The organism is Serratia sp. PL7 (assembly GCF_945957435.1).
This window is the reverse complement of record NZ_CAMFLB010000031.1, coordinates 82487-106041: the sequence shown is the minus strand read 5'-3', so window position 1 is coordinate 106041 and position 23555 is coordinate 82487. Positions and strand designations below refer to the sequence as shown.

20 protein-coding genes and 3 pseudogenes are annotated in these 23555 nt (G+C 48.9%); 11 read left to right on the top strand and 12 right to left on the bottom strand.

All coding sequences use genetic code 11. The features are described 5' to 3' along the window. Window positions 1-373: 373 nt before the first annotated feature. The 3 genes from actP to acs all read right to left on the bottom strand — a co-directional run bounded on the left by actP (window position 374) and on the right by acs (window position 4484). Window positions 374-2026 (bottom strand): cation/acetate symporter ActP, encoded by a 1653-nt coding sequence (gene actP, locus N6G83_RS48220; RefSeq protein WP_024531056.1) that lies wholly within the window; start codon window positions 2024-2026, stop codon window positions 374-376. Beyond that, window positions 2023-2334 (bottom strand): DUF485 domain-containing protein, encoded by a 312-nt coding sequence (locus N6G83_RS48215; protein ID WP_021182245.1) that lies wholly within the window; start codon window positions 2332-2334, stop codon window positions 2023-2025. Before N6G83_RS48215 ends, actP begins: the two co-directional genes overlap by 4 nt. A gap of 191 nt (window positions 2335-2525) precedes the next feature. Beyond that, entirely contained in the window at window positions 2526-4484 is a 1959-nt protein-coding gene (gene acs, locus N6G83_RS48210; RefSeq protein ID WP_024531057.1) for an acetate--CoA ligase, read from the bottom strand. An 888-nt stretch (window positions 4485-5372) separates the two neighbouring features. Between acs and gltP the strand changes: the two genes are divergently transcribed. Both gltP and N6G83_RS48200 read left to right on the top strand, forming a co-directional pair. Then, on the top strand, window positions 5373-6689 hold the full coding sequence (gltP, locus tag N6G83_RS48205) for a glutamate/aspartate:proton symporter GltP (protein ID WP_024531058.1): 1317 nt from the start codon (window positions 5373-5375) through the stop codon (window positions 6687-6689). Between the two features lie 117 nt (window positions 6690-6806). Further along, a complete protein-coding gene (locus N6G83_RS48200) occupies window positions 6807-8081 on the top strand; it encodes a hypothetical protein (protein WP_211134732.1) in 1275 nt (424 codons plus the stop codon). 25 nt (window positions 8082-8106) lie between these two features. Here the strand turns inward: N6G83_RS48200 and N6G83_RS48195 are convergent, their stop codons facing one another. Next, window positions 8107-8640: a metal-dependent hydrolase gene (locus N6G83_RS48195; RefSeq protein ID WP_211134731.1), complete on the bottom strand. Its 534-nt coding sequence runs from the start codon at window positions 8638-8640 to the stop codon at window positions 8107-8109. A gap of 36 nt (window positions 8641-8676) precedes the next feature. Next, window positions 8677-9291 (bottom strand): TetR/AcrR family transcriptional regulator, encoded by a 615-nt coding sequence (locus tag N6G83_RS48190; RefSeq protein WP_199063654.1) that lies wholly within the window; start codon window positions 9289-9291, stop codon window positions 8677-8679. Window positions 9292-9407: 116 nt separating this feature from the next. Here N6G83_RS48190 and N6G83_RS48185 point away from each other — a divergent pair, with 116 nt between their 5' ends. After that, the gene (locus tag N6G83_RS48185) at window positions 9408-10010 is read left to right on the top strand and encodes an NAD(P)H-dependent oxidoreductase (RefSeq protein ID WP_199063651.1); all 603 of its coding nucleotides are present in this window, start codon (window positions 9408-9410) and stop codon (window positions 10008-10010) included. Window positions 10011-10083: 73 nt separating this feature from the next. Here the strand turns inward: N6G83_RS48185 and N6G83_RS48180 are convergent. From N6G83_RS48180 to N6G83_RS48160, 5 genes and pseudogenes are all read right to left on the bottom strand, one after another. Continuing rightward, a pseudogene (locus N6G83_RS48180) lies at window positions 10084-10243 on the bottom strand (GNAT family N-acetyltransferase); the annotation flags it as partial. Between the two features lie 113 nt (window positions 10244-10356). Beyond that, a pseudogene (locus N6G83_RS48175) lies at window positions 10357-10593 on the bottom strand (transposase); the annotation flags it as partial. Window positions 10594-10678: 85 nt separating this feature from the next. Then, complete coding sequence (locus tag N6G83_RS48170; protein ID WP_143182309.1) at window positions 10679-10909, bottom strand: fimbria/pilus outer membrane usher protein; 231 nt, start codon at window positions 10907-10909, stop codon at window positions 10679-10681. Between the two features lie 16 nt (window positions 10910-10925). Beyond that, window positions 10926-11627, bottom strand: coding sequence for a fimbria/pilus periplasmic chaperone (locus tag N6G83_RS48165; RefSeq protein WP_074031778.1), 702 nt, complete (start codon window positions 11625-11627; stop codon window positions 10926-10928). A 50-nt stretch (window positions 11628-11677) separates the two neighbouring features. Beyond that, window positions 11678-12217, bottom strand: a complete 540-nt coding sequence (locus tag N6G83_RS48160; RefSeq protein ID WP_199063649.1) for a fimbrial protein — start codon at window positions 12215-12217, stop codon at window positions 11678-11680. Window positions 12218-12870: 653 nt separating this feature from the next. Here N6G83_RS48160 and N6G83_RS48155 point away from each other — a divergent pair. The 3 genes from N6G83_RS48155 to N6G83_RS48145 all read left to right on the top strand — a co-directional run bounded on the left by N6G83_RS48155 (window position 12871) and on the right by N6G83_RS48145 (window position 15948). Next, window positions 12871-13560: a LuxR C-terminal-related transcriptional regulator gene (locus N6G83_RS48155; protein WP_260524227.1), complete on the top strand. Its 690-nt coding sequence runs from the start codon at window positions 12871-12873 to the stop codon at window positions 13558-13560. A gap of 288 nt (window positions 13561-13848) precedes the next feature. Continuing rightward, entirely contained in the window at window positions 13849-14778 is a 930-nt protein-coding gene (locus N6G83_RS48150; RefSeq protein WP_074031781.1) for a LysR substrate-binding domain-containing protein, read from the top strand. 249 nt (window positions 14779-15027) lie between these two features. Beyond that, window positions 15028-15948 (top strand): LysR substrate-binding domain-containing protein, encoded by a 921-nt coding sequence (locus tag N6G83_RS48145; RefSeq protein ID WP_260524226.1) that lies wholly within the window; start codon window positions 15028-15030, stop codon window positions 15946-15948. Between the two features lie 70 nt (window positions 15949-16018). On the opposite strand, the gene N6G83_RS48140 is transcribed toward N6G83_RS48145, so the two are convergent. Together N6G83_RS48140 and N6G83_RS48135 are read right to left on the bottom strand one after the other, a co-directional pair. After that, window positions 16019-17122 (bottom strand): hypothetical protein, encoded by a 1104-nt coding sequence (locus tag N6G83_RS48140; protein ID WP_024531077.1) that lies wholly within the window; start codon window positions 17120-17122, stop codon window positions 16019-16021. A 177-nt stretch (window positions 17123-17299) separates the two neighbouring features. Next, window positions 17300-17604, bottom strand: a pseudogene (locus tag N6G83_RS48135) (phosphonate ABC transporter, permease protein PhnE); the annotation flags it as partial. Window positions 17605-18127: 523 nt separating this feature from the next. Here N6G83_RS48135 and N6G83_RS48130 point away from each other — a divergent pair. Genes N6G83_RS48130 through N6G83_RS48110 form a run of 5 tightly spaced genes read left to right on the top strand, consistent with a single transcriptional unit; the run spans window position 18128 to window position 23554 of the window. Beyond that, window positions 18128-18799: a thermostable hemolysin gene (locus N6G83_RS48130; RefSeq protein WP_235163344.1), complete on the top strand. Its 672-nt coding sequence runs from the start codon at window positions 18128-18130 to the stop codon at window positions 18797-18799. Then, window positions 18796-20355, top strand: coding sequence for an AMP-binding protein (locus N6G83_RS48125; protein WP_260524225.1), 1560 nt, complete (start codon window positions 18796-18798; stop codon window positions 20353-20355). Before N6G83_RS48130 ends, N6G83_RS48125 begins: the two co-directional genes overlap by 4 nt. Before the next feature lies 1 nt (window position 20356). Next, window positions 20357-21265 (top strand): TauD/TfdA family dioxygenase, encoded by a 909-nt coding sequence (locus tag N6G83_RS48120; RefSeq protein WP_260524224.1) that lies wholly within the window; start codon window positions 20357-20359, stop codon window positions 21263-21265. Window positions 21266-21278: 13 nt separating this feature from the next. Next, window positions 21279-22190 (top strand): hypothetical protein, encoded by a 912-nt coding sequence (locus N6G83_RS48115; protein ID WP_260524223.1) that lies wholly within the window; start codon window positions 21279-21281, stop codon window positions 22188-22190. Next, window positions 22187-23554, top strand: coding sequence for an MFS transporter (locus N6G83_RS48110; protein WP_260524222.1), 1368 nt, complete (start codon window positions 22187-22189; stop codon window positions 23552-23554). Before N6G83_RS48115 ends, N6G83_RS48110 begins: the two co-directional genes overlap by 4 nt. The last annotated feature ends 1 nt before the right edge of the window (window position 23555 follow it).

Here is a 23555-nt window from a genome sequence, read left to right as displayed (position 1 = left end):
AGGCTTTTTGCTATGGGTCAAAAACAGAAAATGGCAGTGAAAGCCCCTCACCCCAACCCTCTCCCAGAGTACCAACCGGGAACATCCTGAACATCCGAGTGGGGGAGAGGGAACAGTCCGGCGTCGTGGATAAGCCCGTGCTGCTTCGGGAAGTGGGAACCTTTGATTAGCCATACTACTTCTGCAGTGATGAGTAAGCCTAAGTATGGAGTATGACGCAGGAATATCAGCGAGCTCGATCGATTCCCTCTCCTGGGGGAGAGGGTTAGGGTGAGGGGAAGTATGACTCGATCTGACAAATTAACCTGCCGGAAGACCCAGCAGGCTAACTCTTTGCAGAAGGGCCGAGTCGACCTCAGCCCAAATCAACACCTTAGTGTGCACTCCCCTGCGAAATCCCCAGCCCGGTTTGTGAACGTACAAACTGGGAACGGAATTTCACGCGTTCTTGCTGCCCAACCAACGAATTGTCGGTCACAGAGAAGAACCAGGTGCCGATAAAGGCGACCAACATAGAGAACAGCGCCGGATATTCGTAAGGGTAAATCGGTTTGGCATGGCCGAGGATCTGCACCCAAATAGTCGGGCCCAGGATCATCAGGATCACTGCGGTTAACAGACCAAGCCACCCGCCGATCATTGCCCCGCGCGTGGTCAGGCGTGACCAGTACATGGAAAGAATGATGATTGGGAAGTTACAGCTGGCCGCAATGGAGAATGCCAGCCCCACCATAAAGGCGATGTTCTGCTTCTCAAACAGGATCCCCAGCGCGATAGCCACCACCCCGAGCAACACCACGGTGATTTTGGAAACTTTCAGCTCATCACGCTCGGTCGCTTTGCCATTCTTGATGACACAGGCATAGAGATCGTGAGAAACCGCAGAAGCACCCGCCAAGGTTAGCCCGGCAACTACCGCCAGGATCGTGGCAAAGGCCACCGCAGAGATAAAGCCAAGGAAGAAGTTACCCCCCACCGCGTTAGCCAAATGCACCGCCGCCATGTTATTACCGCCCAGCAATGCCCCACTGGCATCCTTGAAGGCCGGATTGGCACTGACCAGCAGGATTGCACCGAAACCGATAATAAAGGTCAGGATATAGAAGTAACCGATAAAGCCGGTGGCATAGAACACGCTCTTACGCGCTTCTTTGGCATCGCTAACGGTGAAGAAACGCATCAGGATATGTGGCAAACCGGCGGTACCGAACATCAATGCCAGACCCAGGGAGAGGGCGGATATAGGGTCGGAGACCAGTCCGCCCGGGCTCATAATGGCAAGCCCTTTCGGATGCACCTTCACGGCTTCGGCAAACAGGGTATTGAAGTCAAAGTTGACAGATTTCATGACCATCAGCGCCATAAAGCTGGCACCGGCCAACAGCAGCACGGCCTTGATGATTTGCACCCAGGTGGTAGCCAGCATGCCACCGAACAGGACATACAGCACCATCAATATACCGACCAAGACAACGGCGACGTGATAATTGAGGCCGAAAAGCAGCTGGATCAATTTGCCCGCGCCCACCATCTGGGCGATCAGATACAGCGCTACCACCACCAGGGAACCACAGGCTGAAAGTGAGCGGATCGGCTTCTGTTTCAGGCGGTAAGAGGCCACGTCGGCGAAGGTATATCGGCCAAGGTTACGTAGCCGCTCGGCAATCAGAAACAATATGATTGGCCAGCCAATCAGGAAGCCGATGGAATAAATCAGCCCATCATAGCCGGAGGTATAGACCAGCGCGGAGATACCGAGGAACGATGCTGCAGACATAAAGTCGCCAGCGATAGCCAGGCCGTTTTGCAACCCGGTGATGCGCCCGCCAGCGGTGTAGTAATCCTGACGAGAGCGGGTACGTTTGGAAGCCCAGTAGGTGATGTAAAGGGTGGCACCCACGAACAGCAGGAACATGATGATGGCCTGGATGTTCAACGGTTGGCGCTGTACGGCACCTCCAATGGCATCGGCATGGCTTAGGCCTGGCAGGGCCAATAGTGTGGCAGCTGAAAGTAGGCGCTTCATTGCTTCACCTCGCGCAGGATTTCAGCATTCAGGCGATCAAATTCACCGTTGGCACGGTAAACGTAGATCCCGGTTAACACGAAAGAAATCACGATCAATCCCACGCCAACCGGGATCCCACGGGTAATGGTTAATCCGGGGCCGAGTGGAGTTCCCAGCCACTGAGGATCGAAGGCGATCAGTAAGATAAAGCCGACGTACAGCGCGAGTGTGATCAGTGACAGGAGCCAGGCGAAACGGCTGCGCTTTTGCACCAGCTCCTGAAAGCGCGGGTTTTCTTCAATCCTTTGATAAATATCTTCATTCATCCGAGTTTCTCCAATAGGTATTGAACAAGTACGCCACGCGATACCCTTCCAACTGGCAAATTGGCGCTCTGCGGGCCACCTTGGCCCATCCCAGCCAAATGTCTGGGATCGGCTTTACTGCAGTTGAAAGCTTTCAGGTATACAGGCCGTTCAGCTGCGCATGGCAGACGAACGGCCGGAGGCAGCGCGGATTAGGATGGAACTTTCATTGATTGTTTCTCTTCCAACAGCTTTTCGACTACAGCCGGATCCGCCAGCGTTGAGGTATCCCCCAGGTTACTGGTATCACCGGCGGCAATTTTGCGCAGAATACGCCGCATAATTTTGCCAGACCGCGTTTTTGGTAAAGAGTCGGTCCAATGGAGAACATCTGGCGTGGCGATTGGCCCAATTTCCTTACGCACCCAGTTGCGCACTTCGGCATACAGTTCCGGCGTTGGCTCTTCCCCATGATTCAGGGTGATATAGGCATAAATCGCCTGGCCCTTGATGTTATGCGGAATACCCACCACCGCGGCCTCGGCAATTTTGGGGTGGGATACCAATGCGGATTCAATTTCGGCGGTGCCCAGACGGTGGCCGGAAACGTTCAGCACGTCATCGACGCGGCCCGTGATCCAGTAATAGCCATCTTCGTCACGGCGTGCGCCGTCACCGCTGAAGTACATGCCTTTAAAGGTAGAGAAGTAGGTTTGCTCGAAGCGGTCATGGTCACCGTACAGAGTTCGAGCCTGGCCCGGCCAAGAATCGGTGATCACCAGGTTGCCTTCGCAGGCGCCTTCCTGCGGTGTGCCCATATTGTCGACCAATGCCGGTTGCACGCCAAAGAATGGGCGAGTGGCGGAGCCAGCCTTCAGCTCGGTAGCACCTGGTAACGGGGTGATCATGAAGCCACCGGTTTCGGTTTGCCACCAGGTATCAACGATCGGGCATTTTGCGTTACCAATCTTGTTGTAATACCACTCCCAGGCCTCTGGGTTGATGGGCTCACCCACGGAACCCATAATGCGCAGCGAATCGCGTTTGGTGCCTTCGATTGCTTTGTCGCCTTCGGCCATCAGGGCGCGGATTGCCGTTGGTGCGGTATACAGGATATTGACCTGATGCTTATCCACTACCTGTGACAGACGGTTTACGCCTGGGTAGTTCGGCACGCCTTCAAACATCAGCGTAATGGCACCGCAGGCCAATGGGCCATATAACAGGTAGCTATGGCCGGTAACCCAGCCCACGTCGGCGGTGCACCAATAGACGTCGCCATCGTGGTAATCGAAGACGTATTTGAAGGTCAGCGCGGCGTAAACCAGATAGCCTCCGGTGGTATGTACCACGCCTTTCGGTTTGCCGGTTGAGCCGGAGGTATAGAGGATAAACAGCGGATCTTCCGCGTTCATCTCTTCCGGTGGGCAGTCGGCAGAGACGCCTTCGGTCAGCTCATGCCACCAGAGATCGCGCCCTTCTTGCCAGTAGCCCGGCTTACCGGTGCGCTGGAAGACCACCACGTTGTTGACGCTTTTCACCCCTGGGTTCTTCAGCGCATCATCGACGTTCTTTTTCAGCGGTACCGCGCGGCCAGCACGCAGCCCTTCATCAGCGGTGATCACCAGTTTGGAGTTGGAATCGATAATACGGCCAGCAACGGCTTCTGGGGAAAAGCCCCCAAAGATCACCGAGTGCACCGCACCAATGCGGGCACAGGCCAGCATGGCGACGGCGGCCTCAGGCACCATTGGCATATAGATGGCCACCACATCACCTTTTTTCACCCCGAGCTTTTTCAGCACGTTGGCGAACTGGCAGACATCGTGATGCAGTTGCTTGTAGGTGACCTTGGCCGATTGGGTCGGATCGTCGCCTTCCCAGATGATGGCGGTTTGATCGCCGCGTTCGGCCAAGTGGCGGTCCAGACAGTTCGCCGCCAGGTTAAGGGTGCCGTCTTCAAACCAGCGGATGCTGATATGACCAGGATCGAAAGAAGTGTTCTTCACTGAGGTATAGGGCTTGATCCAATCGAGGATCTTGCCGTGCTCGCCCCAGAATGCCGCTGGGTCTTGTACAGATTGTTGATAATACTGCTGGTATTGCTCCGGATTGATCAGGGCACGATCTGCAATTGCAGAAGGAATGGCGTGTTTGTGCAGTTGGCTCATGGTTTTTCTCCTTAGAATTGTTAATGATATGTCAACTGATGGTTAAGTATAGTTTGCCATGACGCTTTGTTTCTTTTTTGGGCGGCAGATCACGCAACGAAGATGTTGATTTGTAATAGTTACTGTCGTAATTGTGTTGTGTAACTGTTTGGTTGACGGTGAAAAGACGGTAATGGGCGTATTTCTGTTAAAAAAGTTTTTAGATAACTAAAAACATTAAGCGTGAGGCATCGGCTTGAGGGTGCAGGAAACAATAAGTCCGAGGTTATATTTTACAGCGAATCAGAATCTATTAATAACTGCTATAAATACTCAGCGTAATTGTTAACTGCAATATGTCGACGGGTTATTTTTTACTGCCGTTATTATGTTGGTTTTTTGAAAGTACAAATAATAAGTTTTATGAATTGTTTTGTTGTCATTTATTAGTTACATGAATCATATTGAGCGTTGTCTCAGCTGTTAAAGGGGGGCACATGAGGACTTTGTTTTCTTTTGCAAAACCTTTTGTTAACAATGCAGAAACATATTTTTAGACTAAATATGCAAATGCAATGACAAATCACGCACTTTTATTTGGGTTAAAAATCGTCCTATCCTATCGACTATTGTTCTGCTCAAGCTAAAATTATGTTTTTTAGAACAAGTAATTATGTTTCGATACGTTTTTTGTTTGTTGGTTTTTTGCTGGTGAAACGGACAAAACCGAGATGAAACAAGGCTTGCAGAAGCCCGCCTTCAGATGGTACAGATTCATACTGCGTTACACCAAGGGCAGTTGGCGCAGAGGTTCACAAACATAAGCCTGCAATAAATGATTAAGTATTCCTTCCGGAGCCTAGGTGCTTTTTAACACGTTGGCACGGAGTCTTTGAGGACTTTTTGGGTATGAAAAATGTGAAAATCAGCCTGGCCTGGCAAATCCTGATCGCGTTGGTATTGGGTATTATCCTGGGCGCAGTGCTGCATAATCAAACAGAATCACGTGAGTGGATGGTCAGTAATATATTGAGCCCCGCCGGTGATATCTTTATTCGTTTGATCAAGATGATCGTGGTGCCTATTGTTATTTCCACGCTGATCGTCGGTATTGCCGGTATTGGCGATACCAAAAAGCTGGGCCGTATTGGATTGAAAACCATTATCTATTTTGAAGTGATCACCACCATCGCGATCGTCGTGGGTGTGACATTGGCTAATGTTTTTCAACCCGGGCACGGCATTGATATGTCGGCGTTGACCGCGGTCGATATCTCACAGTATGAAAAAACGACGGAACAGGTGCAAAGCGGCTCACATAGCCTAGTGGCCACCATCCTTTCGTTAATTCCTTCTAACGTGTTCTCGTCGATGGTCAAAGGCGACATGTTGCCGATCATCTTCTTCTCGGTGCTGTTTGGGCTGGGGCTGTCTTCCTTGCCGAAAGAGACCAAAGAGCCGTTGCTGAAGGTGTTCAAAGCGGTGGCTGAGAGCATGTTCAAAGTGACCCACATGATCATGCGTTACGCCCCGGTCGGGGTGTTTGGCCTGATCTCGGTCACGGTAGCCAACTTCGGTTTTGCTTCGCTCTTGCCGTTGGCCAAGCTGGTGGTGCTGGTTTACTTCGCCATCGCCTTTTTTGGTTTGGTAGTTCTGGGGGCTGTTGCGCGGCTGTGTAACCTGCGTATCTGGACGTTGATCCGCATCTTGAAAGAAGAGCTGATCCTGGCTTACTCAACGGCCAGTTCGGAAACCGTGTTGCCGCGCATTATCGAAAAGATGGAGGCCTACGGCGCGCCAAAATCCATCACCAGCTTCGTGGTGCCTACCGGATACTCTTTCAATCTGGACGGTTCTACGTTGTACCAGAGTATTGCCGCCATCTTTATTGCACAGCTATACGGTATTGAGCTGTCGCTGGGACAAGAGATCATTCTGGTTCTGACGTTGATGGTGACCTCAAAAGGGATTGCCGGTGTGCCAGGTGTCTCCTTTGTGGTTCTGTTGGCGACCTTGGGCAGCGTGGGTATTCCGCTGGAAGGTTTGGCGTTTATCGCCGGCGTTGACCGCATCCTCGATATGGCGCGTACGGCTCTGAACGTGGTAGGCAATGCGCTGGCGGTCTTGGTGATTGCCAAATGGGAACATCAGTTCGACCGTAAAAAGTCGCTGGCTTATGAACAAGAGTTCCTGGCCAGTAAAGTGACTCCTGCCAATCAGGCTTAAGTCGCTCCATCTCTTTTTCTCAAAACCCGCCATCGGCGGGTTTTTTTATTGAATGATGGCTAAATTGCTTCAATACTGGCGCTCTCTGTAAGGCCTGCTCAGGATGAGATTTGCCCCATGAAAAGATATGCGCTGTTGCTGGTGTTGCTAGCCCCCTATGTTCAAGGGCAGACGCTGGATGCCAACGATCCGCTACGGCGTGTCATTCTGGATCAGATGCGTGCCAATATCGGTTATCCCACCGATATCCAGTTTGTGGTTAAACAGCTGAGCGTTTCCGGCTCGCAGGCCTATTTCTGTGCCACCGCTAAAACCAATGATGGTAGCGGTAGTGCCAAAATTAACGGCAAGACGGTGGTCTACGATCGAGAATTGCAGCAGTCAGCGGAAGGCTTCTGGACGACGGTGAGCAATTTTGACTCCTATGTCGACTCACCGGCGCAGGCCCAATGCCATAGCACTATTCAAGATGAACCCGCAGCGAGCGGGTGCCAAAACGTCGGCCTTTATGATGCGGAGCGTAAACCGTTGCTGGACGCGGTCCGGCGCAGTTATCAAGGGGGGATTGCCCAACCCAGATTTGTGGTTTCTCACCTGTGCACAACCGGCAAGATGGCGTATTTCTGCGGGCGACTGGAAGGGGAAGAGAGCCAGGATCGGCAAGGGATGAATTACTACGATGCAGTTATGGCCAAAGATGCCAAGGCAGAGTGGCAGGCGCTGATGGTTGAGAGCAAGACCGTGGAGAAGTGCAACTTCAGTGGGCCAGCCTCGGCGATCACCGAACAAAAGCTGCTGGAAGCGGTAAATCAGCCGCTCCTCTCGGTGGCTCCTCAGGAGATCGATGACAGCCTCAAGGTCGAGATGCTCACCCAGTTCCAGCTATTCCAACAGGCGGTCAAGACGGCCGATATGGCCTATTTAAAGGCGCATATTGTCTTCCCGCTTGAGAACGTCGCTGATACCTTCCTGGCAGGAACGCCTGATGAACATCAACAGAGCATTACCCCTGCGTTGTTTGACCACTATGCGCAGCAAATCAGGGATGGTCTGAAGGAAATACCGCTGCTGGGTGTCAACCTCACTAAAAAGCAGGTGACTGATTTCCGGGTAAATTCATTAACCCCGTTGGAGCAGGCCAGAAAATACTTCCCAGCCGAGGAGGACGGGCAGTTCTATTACAATGATGGGGCGAAGAAAGTGCTGGTTGAAGGCACCTGCGATTCGGTCGGTTCGGGTGATTTTGAGGACGGAACGCTTGCCGTATTTATCGGCACGGGTTCCAACCTGCTGATCCCTGGGTTGTCAGAAGCCTGTGAGGGAGGTATGCGTGTAGAGTTTACTCTGCAACAAGGCACGCTGATGCTGACCAGAATTGATTTTGTCGGTTAAGCCGCTTACCAACCTAATCAATCTCTCACTTGCGCTGCATGAACTTACGCAGCGCTATCATGCCGGTCATCAAGATGGCTCCAGGCAACCAAACCCACAGTAATTCCGACATGATCACCGCATGCCCAGCAGGAGTCAGGTATTTCTCGAGGCTAAACGGCGCTACGCGGATCACCTGCCAGGGCGCAAAGAAACGCTCGTCACTCCATGGCCACAGCCAGCCGACGCCTTTGCCTCCGGTGGTCACCGAATCCAGCAAACTGTGGGATAACAGCGAGATAAACAGAAACAACCAGGTCTTGACGGGGTTAGCCTTGAACCAGCGGTAGAACAGCAGTGCCAAGCTAGGCATCAGGAATGCAAACAGCAGTGAATGCGTGAAACCGCGATGACCAAACTGATTGCCGTAAGCCACGCCGAATTTAAACGCTAATACGTCTGCATCCGGCAGCATAGAAAGAACCACGCCTGCGAGCAGCAAGCGGGCCGGTATGATTTTCTGGCCCAGCCCTAAACCAAGGCATAACGGCACTGCGGCGTGGGTAACGATCGTCGGCATAACTCTCTTCCATGATGAGGGGTAACGCTGTGCTTATTATGGTATAGCCATATCCTGCCGATCGCCACTTCGCTGCACCATCGAAATAATGATGCCGAATAACTCTTCCTTAGCCTGGGCTGCCGTAATCGCACCACAGCTGGTGGCGTAGGATAGCCCTTCTGCAGAGCCGAGCATACCCCATAGCGCGGCATCCTGAAGTTGGTTATCGCAGCAGAAGGGGGTAAAGATCTGGCGGCATTTCTCGATGAACACCACGGCGTAATCATTCCTGATTTTCTCAAGCTCGGGAGTACCGGCTAGTGCAGCCATGACGCTAGGCATCTCACGGCCTTGCAGCAGCACGCACTCAATGTAGGAAGTGGCAATGACCGAGGCTAAGGCTTCTAGCTCCGGTTTGGTATTTTGGATAGCTTCATCCATCCGTGCAGTCTGACGATTATCAAACTCTTGATACAGCGCGGCAAACAGGCCCGAACGGTTGGTGAAGTGATCATACACCACCGGCTTGGTGACGCCCGAGCGTTCTGCCAGGTGGCCGAGCGTCAGCGCTTCGGTGCCTTCTTCATTAATGATTTCCCATGCGGTTGTCAGCAACTGCTGATAACGCTCTTCTCTCGATAGCCGAACTCGTGAATGTGGTTTGGAGATCATGGCAATATTTACCCGTTGACAGTGTTATATACTAAAGGTAACTTACCGATGGTAACTTACTGTTGGTATATAGAGTACGTTTTATACCTCGCCCTGACAATAGGAGTCACCCAATGCACGCGCTCATCGTTGTGTCTCATCCTCTCGATACGTCATTAACCCATGGTGTTGCAGCAGCCATCGCCGAAGGGATAACGGCGACCGATCCCGCCCATACGTTTGAAATTGCCGACCTTACCCAGGAAGGTTTCAATCCGGTGTACGGTGCCGCTGATATCGCCGCATTTTTAAAAACGGCCACTGTTCCAGCGGATATTCTGGCAGAACAGGCACGAATTGATGCTGCGGATGCCCTGGTTCTGGTGTTCCCAATCTACTGGTGGACTATGCCTGCCTTGCTTAAGGGGTGGATAGACCGCGTGTTTTCCAATGGCTGGGCTTATGAAGAGACGGCAGATGGGGCAGTGGTCAAAAAACTGGGGCATTTACCGGTTCATCTGGTTGCCCTGGGGGCGGCAAGCAAAGGCGTCTATGACCGGCATGGTTTTACCGATGCTTTTAACGCGCAGATAACGCACGGTATTTTTGATTATTGTGGCGCTTCGGTTAAGACATCTGAAATGCTACTGCTGCCAGAACTGGGGGAGCCTAAGGCTTATCTCGATGCAGCGCGTCAAATCGGGCATGCTGTTTTTCAACCGGCTTACGCCGAGTAGTCCGTTGAGGAAGAGTCGCAATAAAGCTTCAAGAAATCAGTTGCGAGCCTCTTCCCCATTAAAGACTCTCGATCTAGTCCCCCAACGTTATCATCAACATCATCGGCTCAAGGGGGGGAAGGTTCAAATCCTACACGTATACGGAATTCTCTGACCTCAACGGATAACGCATGTACCAGCATTCCGCGAATGCCAATAGTTTCAGCAACCTGGATAACACGTAATTTTCTGTCTGATCACTTTGAGCTGGGGGCTGTTATCCCTACAGCTTGGCACATACTGCAGTTACGTGGCCCAAGATAATCCTCTATGGTTTAATAGTAATTAATCATGAAGGTCACAGCTGCATCGCCTTGTTGAGGCTCAGATCAGCAACCAGCCTTTTCAGCCTGAGATTTTCTTCTTCGAGCTGGCGCATGTGCTTCAGCTCTGAAGGGGAAATCCCACCGTATTTTTTACGCCACGTGTAAAAGGTGGCATCAGAGATACCCAGTTTACGGCAGACTTCAGGCACCGATGTACCTAGCTCGGCCTGTTTCAGGGCAAAGACAATCTGTTCTTCGGTGAATCGCGACTTTTTCATCGGCACAACCTCCACTCAGGGGAGTGTTTATCATTCCGGAATTCTGTTTCTGAATGGAGCAGGATTTTGGGGTAGGGTCATATATTCACTGCCCCCAGCCTTCAGCCAGTCCCTGTCCTGCCGTGACGGTGAAACGATTTTTGGCACGTGATACCGATTCAGGTGAATCCCCTCTGGTTACCGCATCACGGCTTTCCATGGCAGTCATAAAATCCAGATAACCATCAGAGGAAAAGCGGGACGCCGCCAGCGACAGGTTACTATTGGTTTCAGCAATCACTTTGCTGTATCTGAACCAATTAAAAAAATTAAGCATATAACTTTAACCAAGGCTATTTAATTTCGGCGTTAAACAAATTAACGGCACCGTAGTCGTTAACAAATTCACCGCTCACGGTATCCCCCTTATTAGAGGGTACTGCCAAGGTCAGGGTAGATCTCGGTGCTACCATTTCGCCTTCAATTTTTTTGCCATTTACCATCAGGCTGACAAAAGACACATAATAGGGGGTTGGGTTGAATGCCTGCAGGCTGCTGCCTTTTACGCTCCAAGTGACTGCCTGAGCGGCATCATTCGCGTTACCTGCCAATCCTGCTGGGCGATAAAAGACTTTAATGCGTGAGCGAAACGCCATTTGCAGGTAGTTTTCATCAGATTTTGCCTGTTTCTTGGCGGGCACCTCTAGTACGTTGAGCCAAAATACCGACTCTTTATCCATGGGTAACGATCCCTCTGAGTAACTAATCTGTAACGTCTGGCCCTTGCCTCCCTCTACTCGGTTTATTGGGGGGCTCAGTATAAAGGGAACCTTAATCGCTGCCGGCTTGGCATTGATATCACCCGTATCCAACCAGCTTTGGATCAAAACGGGAGAATTACCCGTATTATTAAGTCTGACGCTGACTTCTTTTTGATCTGAAGGATAAATAACTCGTGTCCCGTTAATCACGATACTTGCCAAACTATGAGTACTGAATAGGGCCACCACGGCTAAGCCAGCAACTCGTAAAATGTTATGAAAGGGAAAACACATAAAGTCTCCTGAAGTAGATTATTTGGGAGGGGAGCCCTTCCCTCAAGGCATTACTTGTATTGAATAGAGTAAACAACATTGCTGACGACGGTGCCTGGGGTGGTTGTACCCTCAGCATAATACTCAACAAAATAGGGCAAGTTAGTGCTACCAGACTTGACGTTTACAAACGAGTTACCGTTGATCTGTTCCGCGTTACCCGCTTTGATCACCGTTTGAGAAGTACTGGTGCCATCACGCAATTGCAGGCTGACGTTTTGTGCCGTACCAGTGTTATTAAGGCGGCCGGTAAGAACATCTACCGCAGCACCAGCTTGAAAGAAAGCGGAGGCGGTTTGCAAACTACCACTGCAGTTGGCCAGTGTCAGGGTGAAACCGGTGAGCCCGGCCGTCTGTGCCGCACTTCCTAGTTGACCAATACTAACAATTGGCAGGGTAACAATCGGGTTGCTAGCTTGGCCGTTGACAATGACTTCGCAGGTGTTATTACTTAACTGCCCCTGAAAATTGATGGTACCGTCAGAAGCAGCCTGCGCCAGACCAGAAGAGAGCAGGACGCCTGCAATAGCAGACAGAATAAATTTGTTCATTTACATTCCTTAATTACAGTTAACAAGGCACTGTGATTGTAAAAAGACGCTTAGAATAAGTACGTTAGTTGTAGAGCAAGAGCCCCTACCACCAAATAGAGTGTTCTCTCACCAAATTATCAGTAATAAGAAGACTATGCTTAACCTTTCCTATATAAAATAAAGAGATGACGTTCTATTTTTTAAGTGAAGTGCATTTCAATGAGGTGTAGCATAGAGATAAAATATAACCTCTGTAAATATAGTTTTTTCTATGGGTGATAAAAATAAGTTATTTTAAAAAATAAAAACCTTATAAAACAATGAGGATTATTTATAATTATTTTTAATACCCCTAGTATTTATTATTATACCTAACATTCATTACTTTTAGTTATCACCGATAGAAAATACTTCCTTCACAACGACCAAGTAAAATCTTATACTGGCTATAAATAAAACTAGGATTGCATCTGTTATTGCATGGATTCGTCTTTAACTAAAGCCATTAGCATATACAATATGTCCTTAATGGCTTTCTTTACAGGGAGAGGAAACCCTATCCAACCGCTAAATATCGTAGCTGCTAGAGTAATGAAAGTAGCAATGAGAGTGGAGGTTTAAAGAAGAAAGTCTTACCAAAACGTCATATCTCAAAAAAACACGAGGAAGTAATGAGAAGGAAAAAAGTCGTTTTGCAATGTTCCTGTAATTTTATGAGAACAGGGTTAGAAGCATTAATTAAAGATACAGATTTGTCAGTATCTCTTGATATTGTAGATACTAGTGACAGTTTTTCAGACTGTGAGGACGCTTTAAATGCCTTGCCGGTAGTAAATTTAGTCATCCTAACGGTCTGTAACCGTGATTATAACTTGGCCTCACTCTTGCAACTTGTTGGAGAGCGTTTGCCGAAAATGCATCCCAATAGCAAAGTTGTAATGATAAGTGATATAGCCGATGTCAACCCACTTAAATGTTACTTTAGTGGGTTGAGAAACGTCAGTATCATACTGAATAAGACAATAACGCTTGATGAGTTAAGCAGGGAATTGCTGAGCACTACCGCAAATAATGAGCAAATCTTCGGTAAAAGTTCAACTATGCTCACACCGCGTGAATTAGAGATTCTGCGCATGCTGCTGGAGGGTGATGCCGCTAGAAAGATAGCTAACGACTTGAAACTAAATTTCAGGACAGTAAGCCACCATAAACGTGCAGCCTTGGCTAAACTGGGGGTCCGTTCCTTATGTCCCTTAGTGAATTTGATAGGTAAAAGAAAATATAACAAGAGGGTTTCATCTTGGGGGAGGACCTTGGGTCAAATAAGAGTAGATAGCGCATTAAGTAGTACGGCAATATAAATTTATGGGTATAAAAGGGAAAGAAAGTAGCATAATGCTGGTGGTGGTTCGTTACTGATGAATTTAAGGCATATGCCCTAATACATTAACCGTCAACTTTGTGGGGAGTTGCCATGACAGCATCAGCCATCAATATCTCGTTTTATCTTGTCATTGCCTGTTTTTAACTAAGATAAAAACGAATTAATAGCAGCGTCGTTCCCTAACCGGTTTTGTCTTAAGAGGGTTTTATGTCCCTATAATGGAATATAAAAATCTTTAATATAGTGAGAAACAGATATCATCGTTATGAAAAATCTGCCCAAGCCTAACCAGCTTAAAGTATTCCAGTCGATTATCGAACACGGGAGTTTTCGGGCTGCAGCCAAGGCCCTGCATCAGACACAGCCTGCATTGACACAGTCAATGAATGAACTTGAGAAAATGTTAGGCACTTCACTTCTGATGCGTGGGCCGCGTGGTGTGGTACTCACCGAAGCAGGGAAGCTTTTTGAACCCCGAGTTCAATTGGTGCTGAAAGAGTTGGAGCGCGCAGTCAATGAAGCAAAGCAACTTAGCGCCACCTCTCAGGGAACCATTGAGTTGGGGAGTTCGTCGTTACCCTTTTTTACCATGTTACCAGCTGCAATCCAGCGTTTTAATAAACGCTTTCCGCAGGTCAACATCAATCTTACGGAAGGACAAATTTCCGAGCTATTACCTGCACTGAGGGGAGGGGAATTAGACTTTGTCATCGGCGCAACGTCGCCTGAAACGATCCTGGCTAGCGAATTTATTGAAGAGCCATTCTTTACCACTCCTTTTGCCGTGGTGGCACACCGAGATCATCCATTGGCTAAGAGTACTTCGCTGAGCCAGCTCAAACAGGCCAAATGGTATTTACCCACGGCGAAAATTGGTTACTTCGGTGAACTTGATGCACTACTGTTCCCCGAAGGGGAAGAGAATACACAGACCATTATCCGGGGGGACACGGCGGCCATCACGTTGCAAATGGTGATGAATGCTGGCTTTTTGACAGTGGCCGCGAAAGAGATGCTTCAGGTACCTTATCTAAGCCAGCAGTTGTGCATAATACCGATCGAAGAGCAACTACCCGATGCGTCCTACAGTTTTATCTACTCTCATCGTTTACCGTTGACGATGCATGCCAGGACCATGATAGATAAACTGCAAAGGGAATGTAAGATCTATCCTTGGTCCAGTGAGGTTGAATAATCAATGGCTTTACCCGTCGTCCTTCAAGTTGCCGCGGTGGTGAGTAGCCGCAACTTGAAGTGACATGAGCATAAATCGTTACGCCTCCCGCTATCTTGTTGTAATAAATTGATATTTAATAATATTACCGAAGACTAAATGGATTCTGTGAGACAAAAATAGTTGGTGTTTACATTTTTGGGTTCAGCATCTAAGCTTAAATTTATTCACTCTCAAGTTGTTATTTAGTCTGAAAATAGATGGTGGACTATGAAAGAACTTCCAAAAATCAATCAGCTCAGGGATTTTCAGGCGATTATCTATTATGGAAACATCAGAACCGCTTCACAGGCCTTGTTCAAAACCCAGCCTGCGATGACCAAAAGTATTCAGGAGTTAGAGCGGATTTTGGGAGTGTCATTATTATCCCGAGGTCCGCAGGGCATGGTTTTGACCAAGATGGGGCGTGTTTTTGAACATAGGGTTAACACGCTACTTAACGATCTTGAAAGAGCAGTAGATGAGTTGCATCAATTGAGTCAACAATCTCAGGGCAACGTAGTCTTTGGTTGTTCACACTTGCCTGCTTTAAGTGTGCTCCCTTCTTTGGTTAATAAATTTCAAGTCCAACACCCAACATCCAATATTACCATCATTGAAGGGCAACTTTGTGAACTGGTGAATTCACTTCGGCTAGGGCGATTGGATTTTTTTATTGGAATCGCGTCACCTGAGATATCAATGAGCGAGTTTATTGTTGAGCAACCGATCAAAGCGGAATTTTGTATTATTGCCAGAAAGGGGCACCCTCTCTCTCACTGTCGTTCATTAAGCGAATTGCAAGGGGCAAAATGGTATTTCCCTAGTACCAGAACAGGATATTATAAAGAGCTGGAGAAATTTATTTTCCCAAAAGGGAAGGGAAGCGCAGATATCGTGATTTATGGTGACTCATTGAGCATTGGTGAGCAAATGGTGTTAAATGAGGATTATTTTTTTATTGGCCCCAAGGCGGTTCTCGATGTCTCTTATGTAAAAGATCTTATCACAGTTATACCTATAAAAGAAAAACTGCCTGATGCCCTATATGTTCTGATTCATAAACAACAACATGGGTTGACCCCGCTGGCTAAACAACTGATGGATGAAGTCAAAGCGGCATGTTTAAAACTTCTCTCTGAGGAGAATTGATACTACGGAAGATTGTTCCCAAGAAGATGCGACCTAATTTGATCGCACCTTCCTTAACCAGACAGAGTCCTTATAGTGGGAAACGTAATATGGCGTTAAGATCGGCACCGGAAGGTAAATCGTCGCTGCGTACTGCTAAAACTCTTGCACCGGTCGCCATCGCTCTTTTGGCAATCTCGTCTATTAAATCGTAGGTGTCATCCTCATCATGGTCACTGAAAGTGATTAATCCCTGCTCATCAATGGTGCCTTTCAGCTTGCAGTCGAGGTTAATCAGTAACAAATCAATGGCGCCGAATGTGGCTGCTCTTGCCGCATCTGAAAGATCCTGAGTGACCCGGCGTTCTCCTAAGCGCGTTTCAAAGCGCGAGGCTAACGCGTTCAATTGCTCCTGATAATAGTTATCCATTAACGGCCGCACCAACGTTACCAATTCAGATGTACCAAGGTGCTCTGCATTTTTGAACAGCGTTTCATCTGCCAGGTTAGCCAACGAGTTTGTTGAGCGGTAGATTGAGGCCAGCGGCTCGGTACTGACAAGGAGAAGCGGAGAATCATGTCTGGCAAACAGTGGACGTAACGCCTGGTCAATTTTGCGAGTATATTGCGCGAGTCGCACTTTATGATGTGTCGCTCCATGATGGTGGTCATTCAATGCTGCATCCCCCATAGCATCCTTCATGGAGGTGGGCATCTCTGGCACTGTCATCTCTTCTGCGGGAGCATCAGCAAAAAACTCGATCAGGCGCGTCTGGTTTTCAGAGAGTGCAAGGATGTAGGCCGAATGTGGGAAGGTTAACGCACGCAGTAGTGGTTTAAGGTAGAAACGTTTGCCCACCTCTAGTCGATTGGATAGCTCATTTGCCAGCCGGTAAGTTCGGATACTGTCTGGTGTTGCAAGCACCGCCAGGCTGCGTGCATGCAGGTCCCAAAATGACTCATCTTCCAACACAGAACAAAGCTGTTCTTCCAACAAGGCAACACGGCGTTTATCCAGGCCACTGTCTGCAACCTGCAGCAGCGCCTCCTTGATGAAGTTACCAAGTTGAATTTTACTGGCCTCTAAGTGCTGACGTAGAGGCGAGGTTTCAAGATAAATCGAGATACAAGCATCCGCATGAATATCAGCTAAATAGGCATATTCTTCACGGCTAGGGATATCAACATAAAGCATGTGCACCTCGCAGAATGACAATATTATTTAGGTGGTACGGCTTCCTTGGGGGCTTTCCGCTAACATTTTGGTGAGAGCCTTAAGCAGACAAACAGCCCGTACCTTAACAATAGTTGCTTCCTTGCTGACCGGGGGACAATCAGGTGTTTTTTTATGCTGTTTTAATGAGGTACTCGTAAGACCTACATCGCCTACGCCGGAAAAGCCCAGCACAGCAGCCGCACGAGTATGGGATGCAATCTGAAATAGGCTTAAAGCCAGGAAGGTCGGAAAAGTTTGTGTGAAGGTAGCGAAGCGATGCTTTTACAGGCCATTGGTACCAACTGCGTCGAGCCTTTTTCGGGAGTGCGATCTTCGGCCTCAAGCTCTTTCGCATACAGGCGCCCCAGTAACCCGGTATCCCACATCATAATGGCCAGCCCCCCAAGGCCAAGTGAACGAACAAAAATCAATCTCCAGATGGCGATGTCTACAGCGAGCAGGTTACTCGTTGTATCCGATGAACTGATGGGAACTCCTAGGATTCAGGGTTATATCCCTATGTAGTAAACAGCTTGAATTTAGCAGATAGAGCTTAACTCGACCTTTCGTTCTCTTGATTACAAGGCGCTTGACACAAAGGTATTACGAAATGCTCGCTATAATTATTTGTGATCATTGGTTTTTTTTGAATGCGCAGCCAGTTTTTTCATTAATGGCGGATTGCGGAAAAAGAAACTCAATCTATTGCCAATGTAGTCGCAATTCATTAATGGTCACATTTTGCTAATGCTTTAATGCCTGTTTTCTTGATTTAATTAAATGTTCTTTATTTTTACAGTATTCATGCTGTCAATTTCCATGCGCTAATTAATTGATTTTTTATAATTAAATTCACAAGGGTTGGCTGGTTGTCTGTTTCGTTCGAGTTTTTGTCTTAATGAGTCATTTTCAAATACACAACCAAGCATTAGCATCACTTACAGCAGTACTTAACCTGAGGAAATGCTAAAAATGAGTGTTTTTATGCATAAACAACAGTGCGGTGATATACTTTCAACGCAGATAGAAATTATTGGGCGACATGATGAACAAGCTGAGAAATCACGGGAATATATTTCTAGGGTTTATCATGATAATTACAAGGCTACAGCTAATCCTGATCCGGATATTATTATTACTTGCAAGGATAAAGATTCTGGGGAGTTGCTCGCTTGTACCGGTATTTCTTTTTCTGCGCTAGGTCAATGCTTATTTTCTGAACGTTATCTAGATGCGCCGCTTGATGTATTAATTTCTCAGCAAACGGACCATGTATTATCTCGCCATCAAGTGGTGGAGATTGGTTCGCTAGCTTCTGATAATCCCAACGCCGCCGCAGATTTCATCCGCATTGTTCCCATTATTGCGTGGTTAATGGGCAGCAAAGCGATTCTGTGTACCTCCACCCGACGCCTGCGTAAATTATTGGCCTTCCATCAAATCCCCTTCACCATGTTAGCAGAAGCATCTTCCGCACGTCTTTCACCAGAAGAGAAAGTCGCCTGGGGTAGCTACTACGATCAGGCACCACAAACCGGTGTGATTTTGCTAGAGCAGTGTGGGCATTTGTTTAATCACTTTTGCGGGCGTTTGGTTTTCTCCGAGTTTGAACATCTGGTGCGCTCAGCCTTGGGATCATCGCAGGTAGCGGCATGAATATCCTGAATGCAATTTTGGCCCAGGCTGAAAAAAATCCGCAGGCGGCTGCGGTGATCCAACTACATAGAGCTCAAGATGGCCATTATCGGGAAACGACATACTACACCTATGAGGCACTTATTCATGAGGCGCACCAGCTGGCAGCAAAGCTGTTGGCGCATATACAGGGAGGAGCTCTTGTAGGCGTGGTGATGGGGAATACGCCGGAGTGGGTGCTGGCTGATGTGACACTGTTGTTGGCCAACTTGATTGAAGTCCCGGTTCCGTTGGCATTCTCAGGTGAGCAGGCGGCTTGGTTATTGCTCAACTGCCAAGTCATCTTAACCGATGAGATTGGGGCCGAACGCTTAGCGCATTGGCAGCAGAGCGGATTGCAACTCGCTGGTGCGATAATGGCGGTAACCTGCGGTGAAACGCCGACGCAGGCGCAGCCACTAAGGCATATTGCTGCACGTATGGCTGAAGATACCATTATTAAAGTGATTCACACATCCGGTACTACTTCGCAGCCTAAGGGCGTACTGATACGTCGCCACGGTTTAGATGCGTTGGTTGACGCGCTTTGGCTGCGAGCCGCAAAGGATGATTACCAGCGCTATCTGAATCTGGTGCCATTGAGCCTGTTGATTGAACAGGTGACAGCTCTGTATATGCCATTGACCTCCGGCGGTGCGGTGGTAATGCCGCCGCGTGATATGCCCCCGCTGGGTAGCCCAGGTGTCACGGCTTTAGAACGGTTGGCGATCCTTCGCCAGGCGAGCCCTTCATCGCTGACGTTAACCCCTGCGTTGGTTGAGGCGTTGGCAGAAAAAGCGCAGGCACATGGCGATAAGCCGGGCCTGATGACTGCACTGTTTGGGCGAGAAACGGTGCCACTGTTGGCAGCCGGTGGTGCACCGGTTAACGCAGATATCTTGTTCGAGTTGGAGCGGCTCGGTATCCCAATTTATCAGGGGTATGGTTTGAGCGAAAACAGTTCTGTTGCCACCTGGAACTCGCGCAATGCCAACCGTATTGGCACCGTGGGTAAGCCGCTAGCACACGTCGAAGTCAGAATCAGTGAAGAGGGTGAGCTTTGCTTGCGTAGCACTTCACTATTTGCAGGCTATTCGAATGAAGATCCCAGCAGTTGCTCAATCGATGAGGACGGATGGCTGCATACGGGCGATCTGGCGACCCAGGATGACGAAGGCTATATCTCGATCATTGGCCGCAAGAAAACCATGATCATTACTGCGAATGGACGCAACATCTCGCCTGAGTGGCTGGAGTCAGCCTACCGCACTGTACCCGGAGTTTTGCAGGCCATCGTCTATGGTGACAAGCAGCAGTTCCTCAGCGGCATCTTTGTGGTGGATGACATTGCACAAGCCCAAACCATACGTCAGGCCATCATTACGTTTGCCCGAGAAAATCTCAATGAGATCGAACAGATTGCTGAACCGGTCTTACTACCACATAGCCCCGAAATTATGGAACACCTGTTTACCGTTACTGGTCGCCCGCGCCGTAACGCCGTATTTGATTTTTTGCCCAACATGAGACTGCCATAGAATGAATATTCGTGAAACTACACATGTCAGTGATACCGGCCTGATAGTTACTTCTCTGGACGAGGGTGATGTCACCAGTCTATTGCCACATTACCTGTTCTCACAACTTACGAGGCACGGTTATATTGTATTACGTGGTTTTAAACACAGCATTGAACTCTTCTCGCGTCTGGTACGCCAAACTAGTGGCCGTATTAGTCTTGATCCAGCTCGTAGCTTTAACGGTGATACAGCGCAAAAGGTTGATGCCGGTTACGATAAAGTGGGCCTGCACTGTGAGAATGGAAACAGCCCGTTTTGGCCCGATCTTTGCTGGTTTTATTGTCAGAAGGCACCTGAGCATTGTTCACAAACCACCGTCTGCGATGGCAAACAGGTCTATCAGCACCTTACCCCGCATGCTCGTGCTGCGTTTAGCGCACAAGACATCATGTACTCCCGTCGCGTGGAAGAAAAAAAGTGGAAAACGTATGCTTTCCACGTGCTTGCCAGTCAGCCAAATGCTCCTGCCAGCATAGAGGAGACCACACTGGATCACCTATTATCGCTGGTCGTGGGTACGCCAGGGGCGAGTATTACGCTTAACGATGACGGCGCTATTCGCTATCGGTTCGAGACGCCTGCTATCCGCTCCAGCCGCATTAATCCGCGTGAGGCACTCAACTTTGCTAACAGCATATTTGGGCCATCCAACAACTATGAGAAGCCGTTGATCACTTTTGCTGATGGCGAGGAAATCCCGGCTGATCTACTCGCAGAAGCCGAGGCTGTGTGCGATCGCTTCACTTATGACATTGGTTGGCAGCACGGTGACATCGTGTTGATCGACAACACCCGCGTGATGCATGGTCGCCGCCAGATCGAAGATAAATCCCGCACTATTTTCAATGCGCTTTCTTATATTGCCTGATGGAACATTCCTCATGAATATTTTCAAACAGATCAATGAATACGCTCATCTCAACTATCTACATCCTAACCGAATGCCGTGGGAGCAAGCGGCAGTGGGTGACGAACTGGATTTCCTTTCGTGCGCGTTGGTAGGAGAAGCTGGTCAGGAAGATAAGGCCGTGGCCTATCTGTACAAAGAACTGGCGCAATTGGCTGAAATTGAAATGCATGTGGCCACTGTTATGAGCCGCACTTTGTGTGAATTGCAGGCCGATAACACTCCGTTTATGGCGGAGGATGGCCTTTATCACGCGGTTTCGTGTTTCGCAGCGGAAGAAATTAACCACGCCAACAGTTTCTATCAGTATGTTCGCCACTTATCGGGGCGCGATATCAAGCTGGAGAACAACCTGTTCAAACAGCGTATCGAACTTTACTGCGATGAGAATGATGCACCGCTAATTAAGCTGGCGGCATTATGCTCCACGGCCTATGTGGGCGAATCGATTATTACTGTCTTCGAGCGTCGGCTCAAAGTGTTGGATCCTATGCAACATAGTTTCCTGACGAAGCTGCTGCATTTCCATGGGCTCGACGAAGCGCGCCATATTCAGTGTGACCACGCTATTTTTGAGCAGGTAATCCCTACCTTCACGGCGGCAGAACGTAAGCGCATGCATCACTTGATCCAAGAAACGGAAGCGCTGAATACTCAATTGGCGAAGGCAAGTGCTGAAACGGTGAAAGCGGCGTTTGATTTGGATTACACAGAAGGGAATCACGCGGCGAAAACCCAGTTGGATATGACCATGCGCTTTCGTGAAATCGTTCAGTCTGGCGATGTGATCCGCAAAGTGGATGACTATATGGATGAAGAGACTGCGGCAATTGTTCGCCAGTTATCTCAGGCGTCGCGGGTTCATACGGGGTTGAGGCATTTATGAAAGAGCAAACATTAATAGCGGCAGAAATACCGCAAAAGAAGCAGAGTCTGGGCGTATTGGCAGTGATCGCCGCGCTATTTTTGGCGGCCGTGGATAGCACTATTGTTGCCACTGTGCTGCCTACAATCGGTCAACAATTGGGCCATCCTACCCTCTACCCCTGGGTCATGTCTGCTTTCCTGTTACCAGTTGCTTTGGTGGCTCCGTTAGCGGGAGCCTGTGGCGATAGACTCGGTGTTTCAGCAACGCTCAAGCTTTTCCTAATGTTATTTTTAGCGGCTTCGGTTCTCGCTGCATTGAGCCCAAGCATGCCTGTATTGATTCTGGCGCGGGCATTGCAGGGAGTGGGGGCCGGAGGCATTATTGTATTGTCTTATTCGCTGCTAGCAGCCCTGTTTGACATTGAGAAACGAGGGAAAATGCAGGGCATGTTGAGTGGGGTATGGGGGCTTTCTGCGATTGTGGGGCCTCTATTGGGAAGCGTGCTTGCAAGTACGCTTGGTTGGCGCATGATTTTTTGGTTCAATCTCCCTGTGGGCCTTCTGGCATTGCTGATGTTATGGGTAACCCCGACGGTAGGAAAAGGGGGGGGCAGGGTACGTGTCGATATATTGGCACAATTGCTGTTGATGATTTTAGCAAGCAGCCTGTTATTGCTCTTGAGCCAGCCTAAAGGTATGAACGGGATCATACCGATATTATGGGGCATGATGTTGGTGTCTCTGCTGCTGTTAGGGTTGCGTGTTCGCGCATGTCCAGAAAGTAGTCCCATTCCGTTACCATTCCTTCAGCGTAGGGCATTGTTTTCAGTCATTATTTTGGTGTTACTTTCCAGTGCGTGTTTATATGCCTCGGTCACGTTGATACCCTTGGCTCTGAGCCAACAAGCGGGTTCGGCAGTAGTAGCTGGTCTACTGATTATGCTGGCAGCGATGGGATGGGTGATAGGGGCGGCATTCTGTGGCAGTAAGTTGTCCCGAACAGGCTATTTGTATATGGCGCTTTTCGGCATGCTTTTGCTGGCGGCAGGAGCACTTTTGATGATCCCAGCCTTGGGGCACCATATGACCGCGTTGGTGGCTTTTGCGCTTCTGTTGATCGGGCTGGGAATGGGCTTTACGGCTACCACCACGTTGGTTTTTACACAAAATATAGCACCAACCGATCGTTTAGGAACATGGACCGCAACCGTGCAGTTTTTACGTAATTTGGGGGCTGCATTGGGGGTAAATGCTCTGGCTACCATACAGCTTCATTTGTCCGATGTTCATGCTTTTCAGGTTTGCTTCGGTATTCTGGGGGTGAGTATGCTGGTGGGTTTGTGTTTTACGCTGTTACTGCCCCGCACATACCCGAAAAAATAAG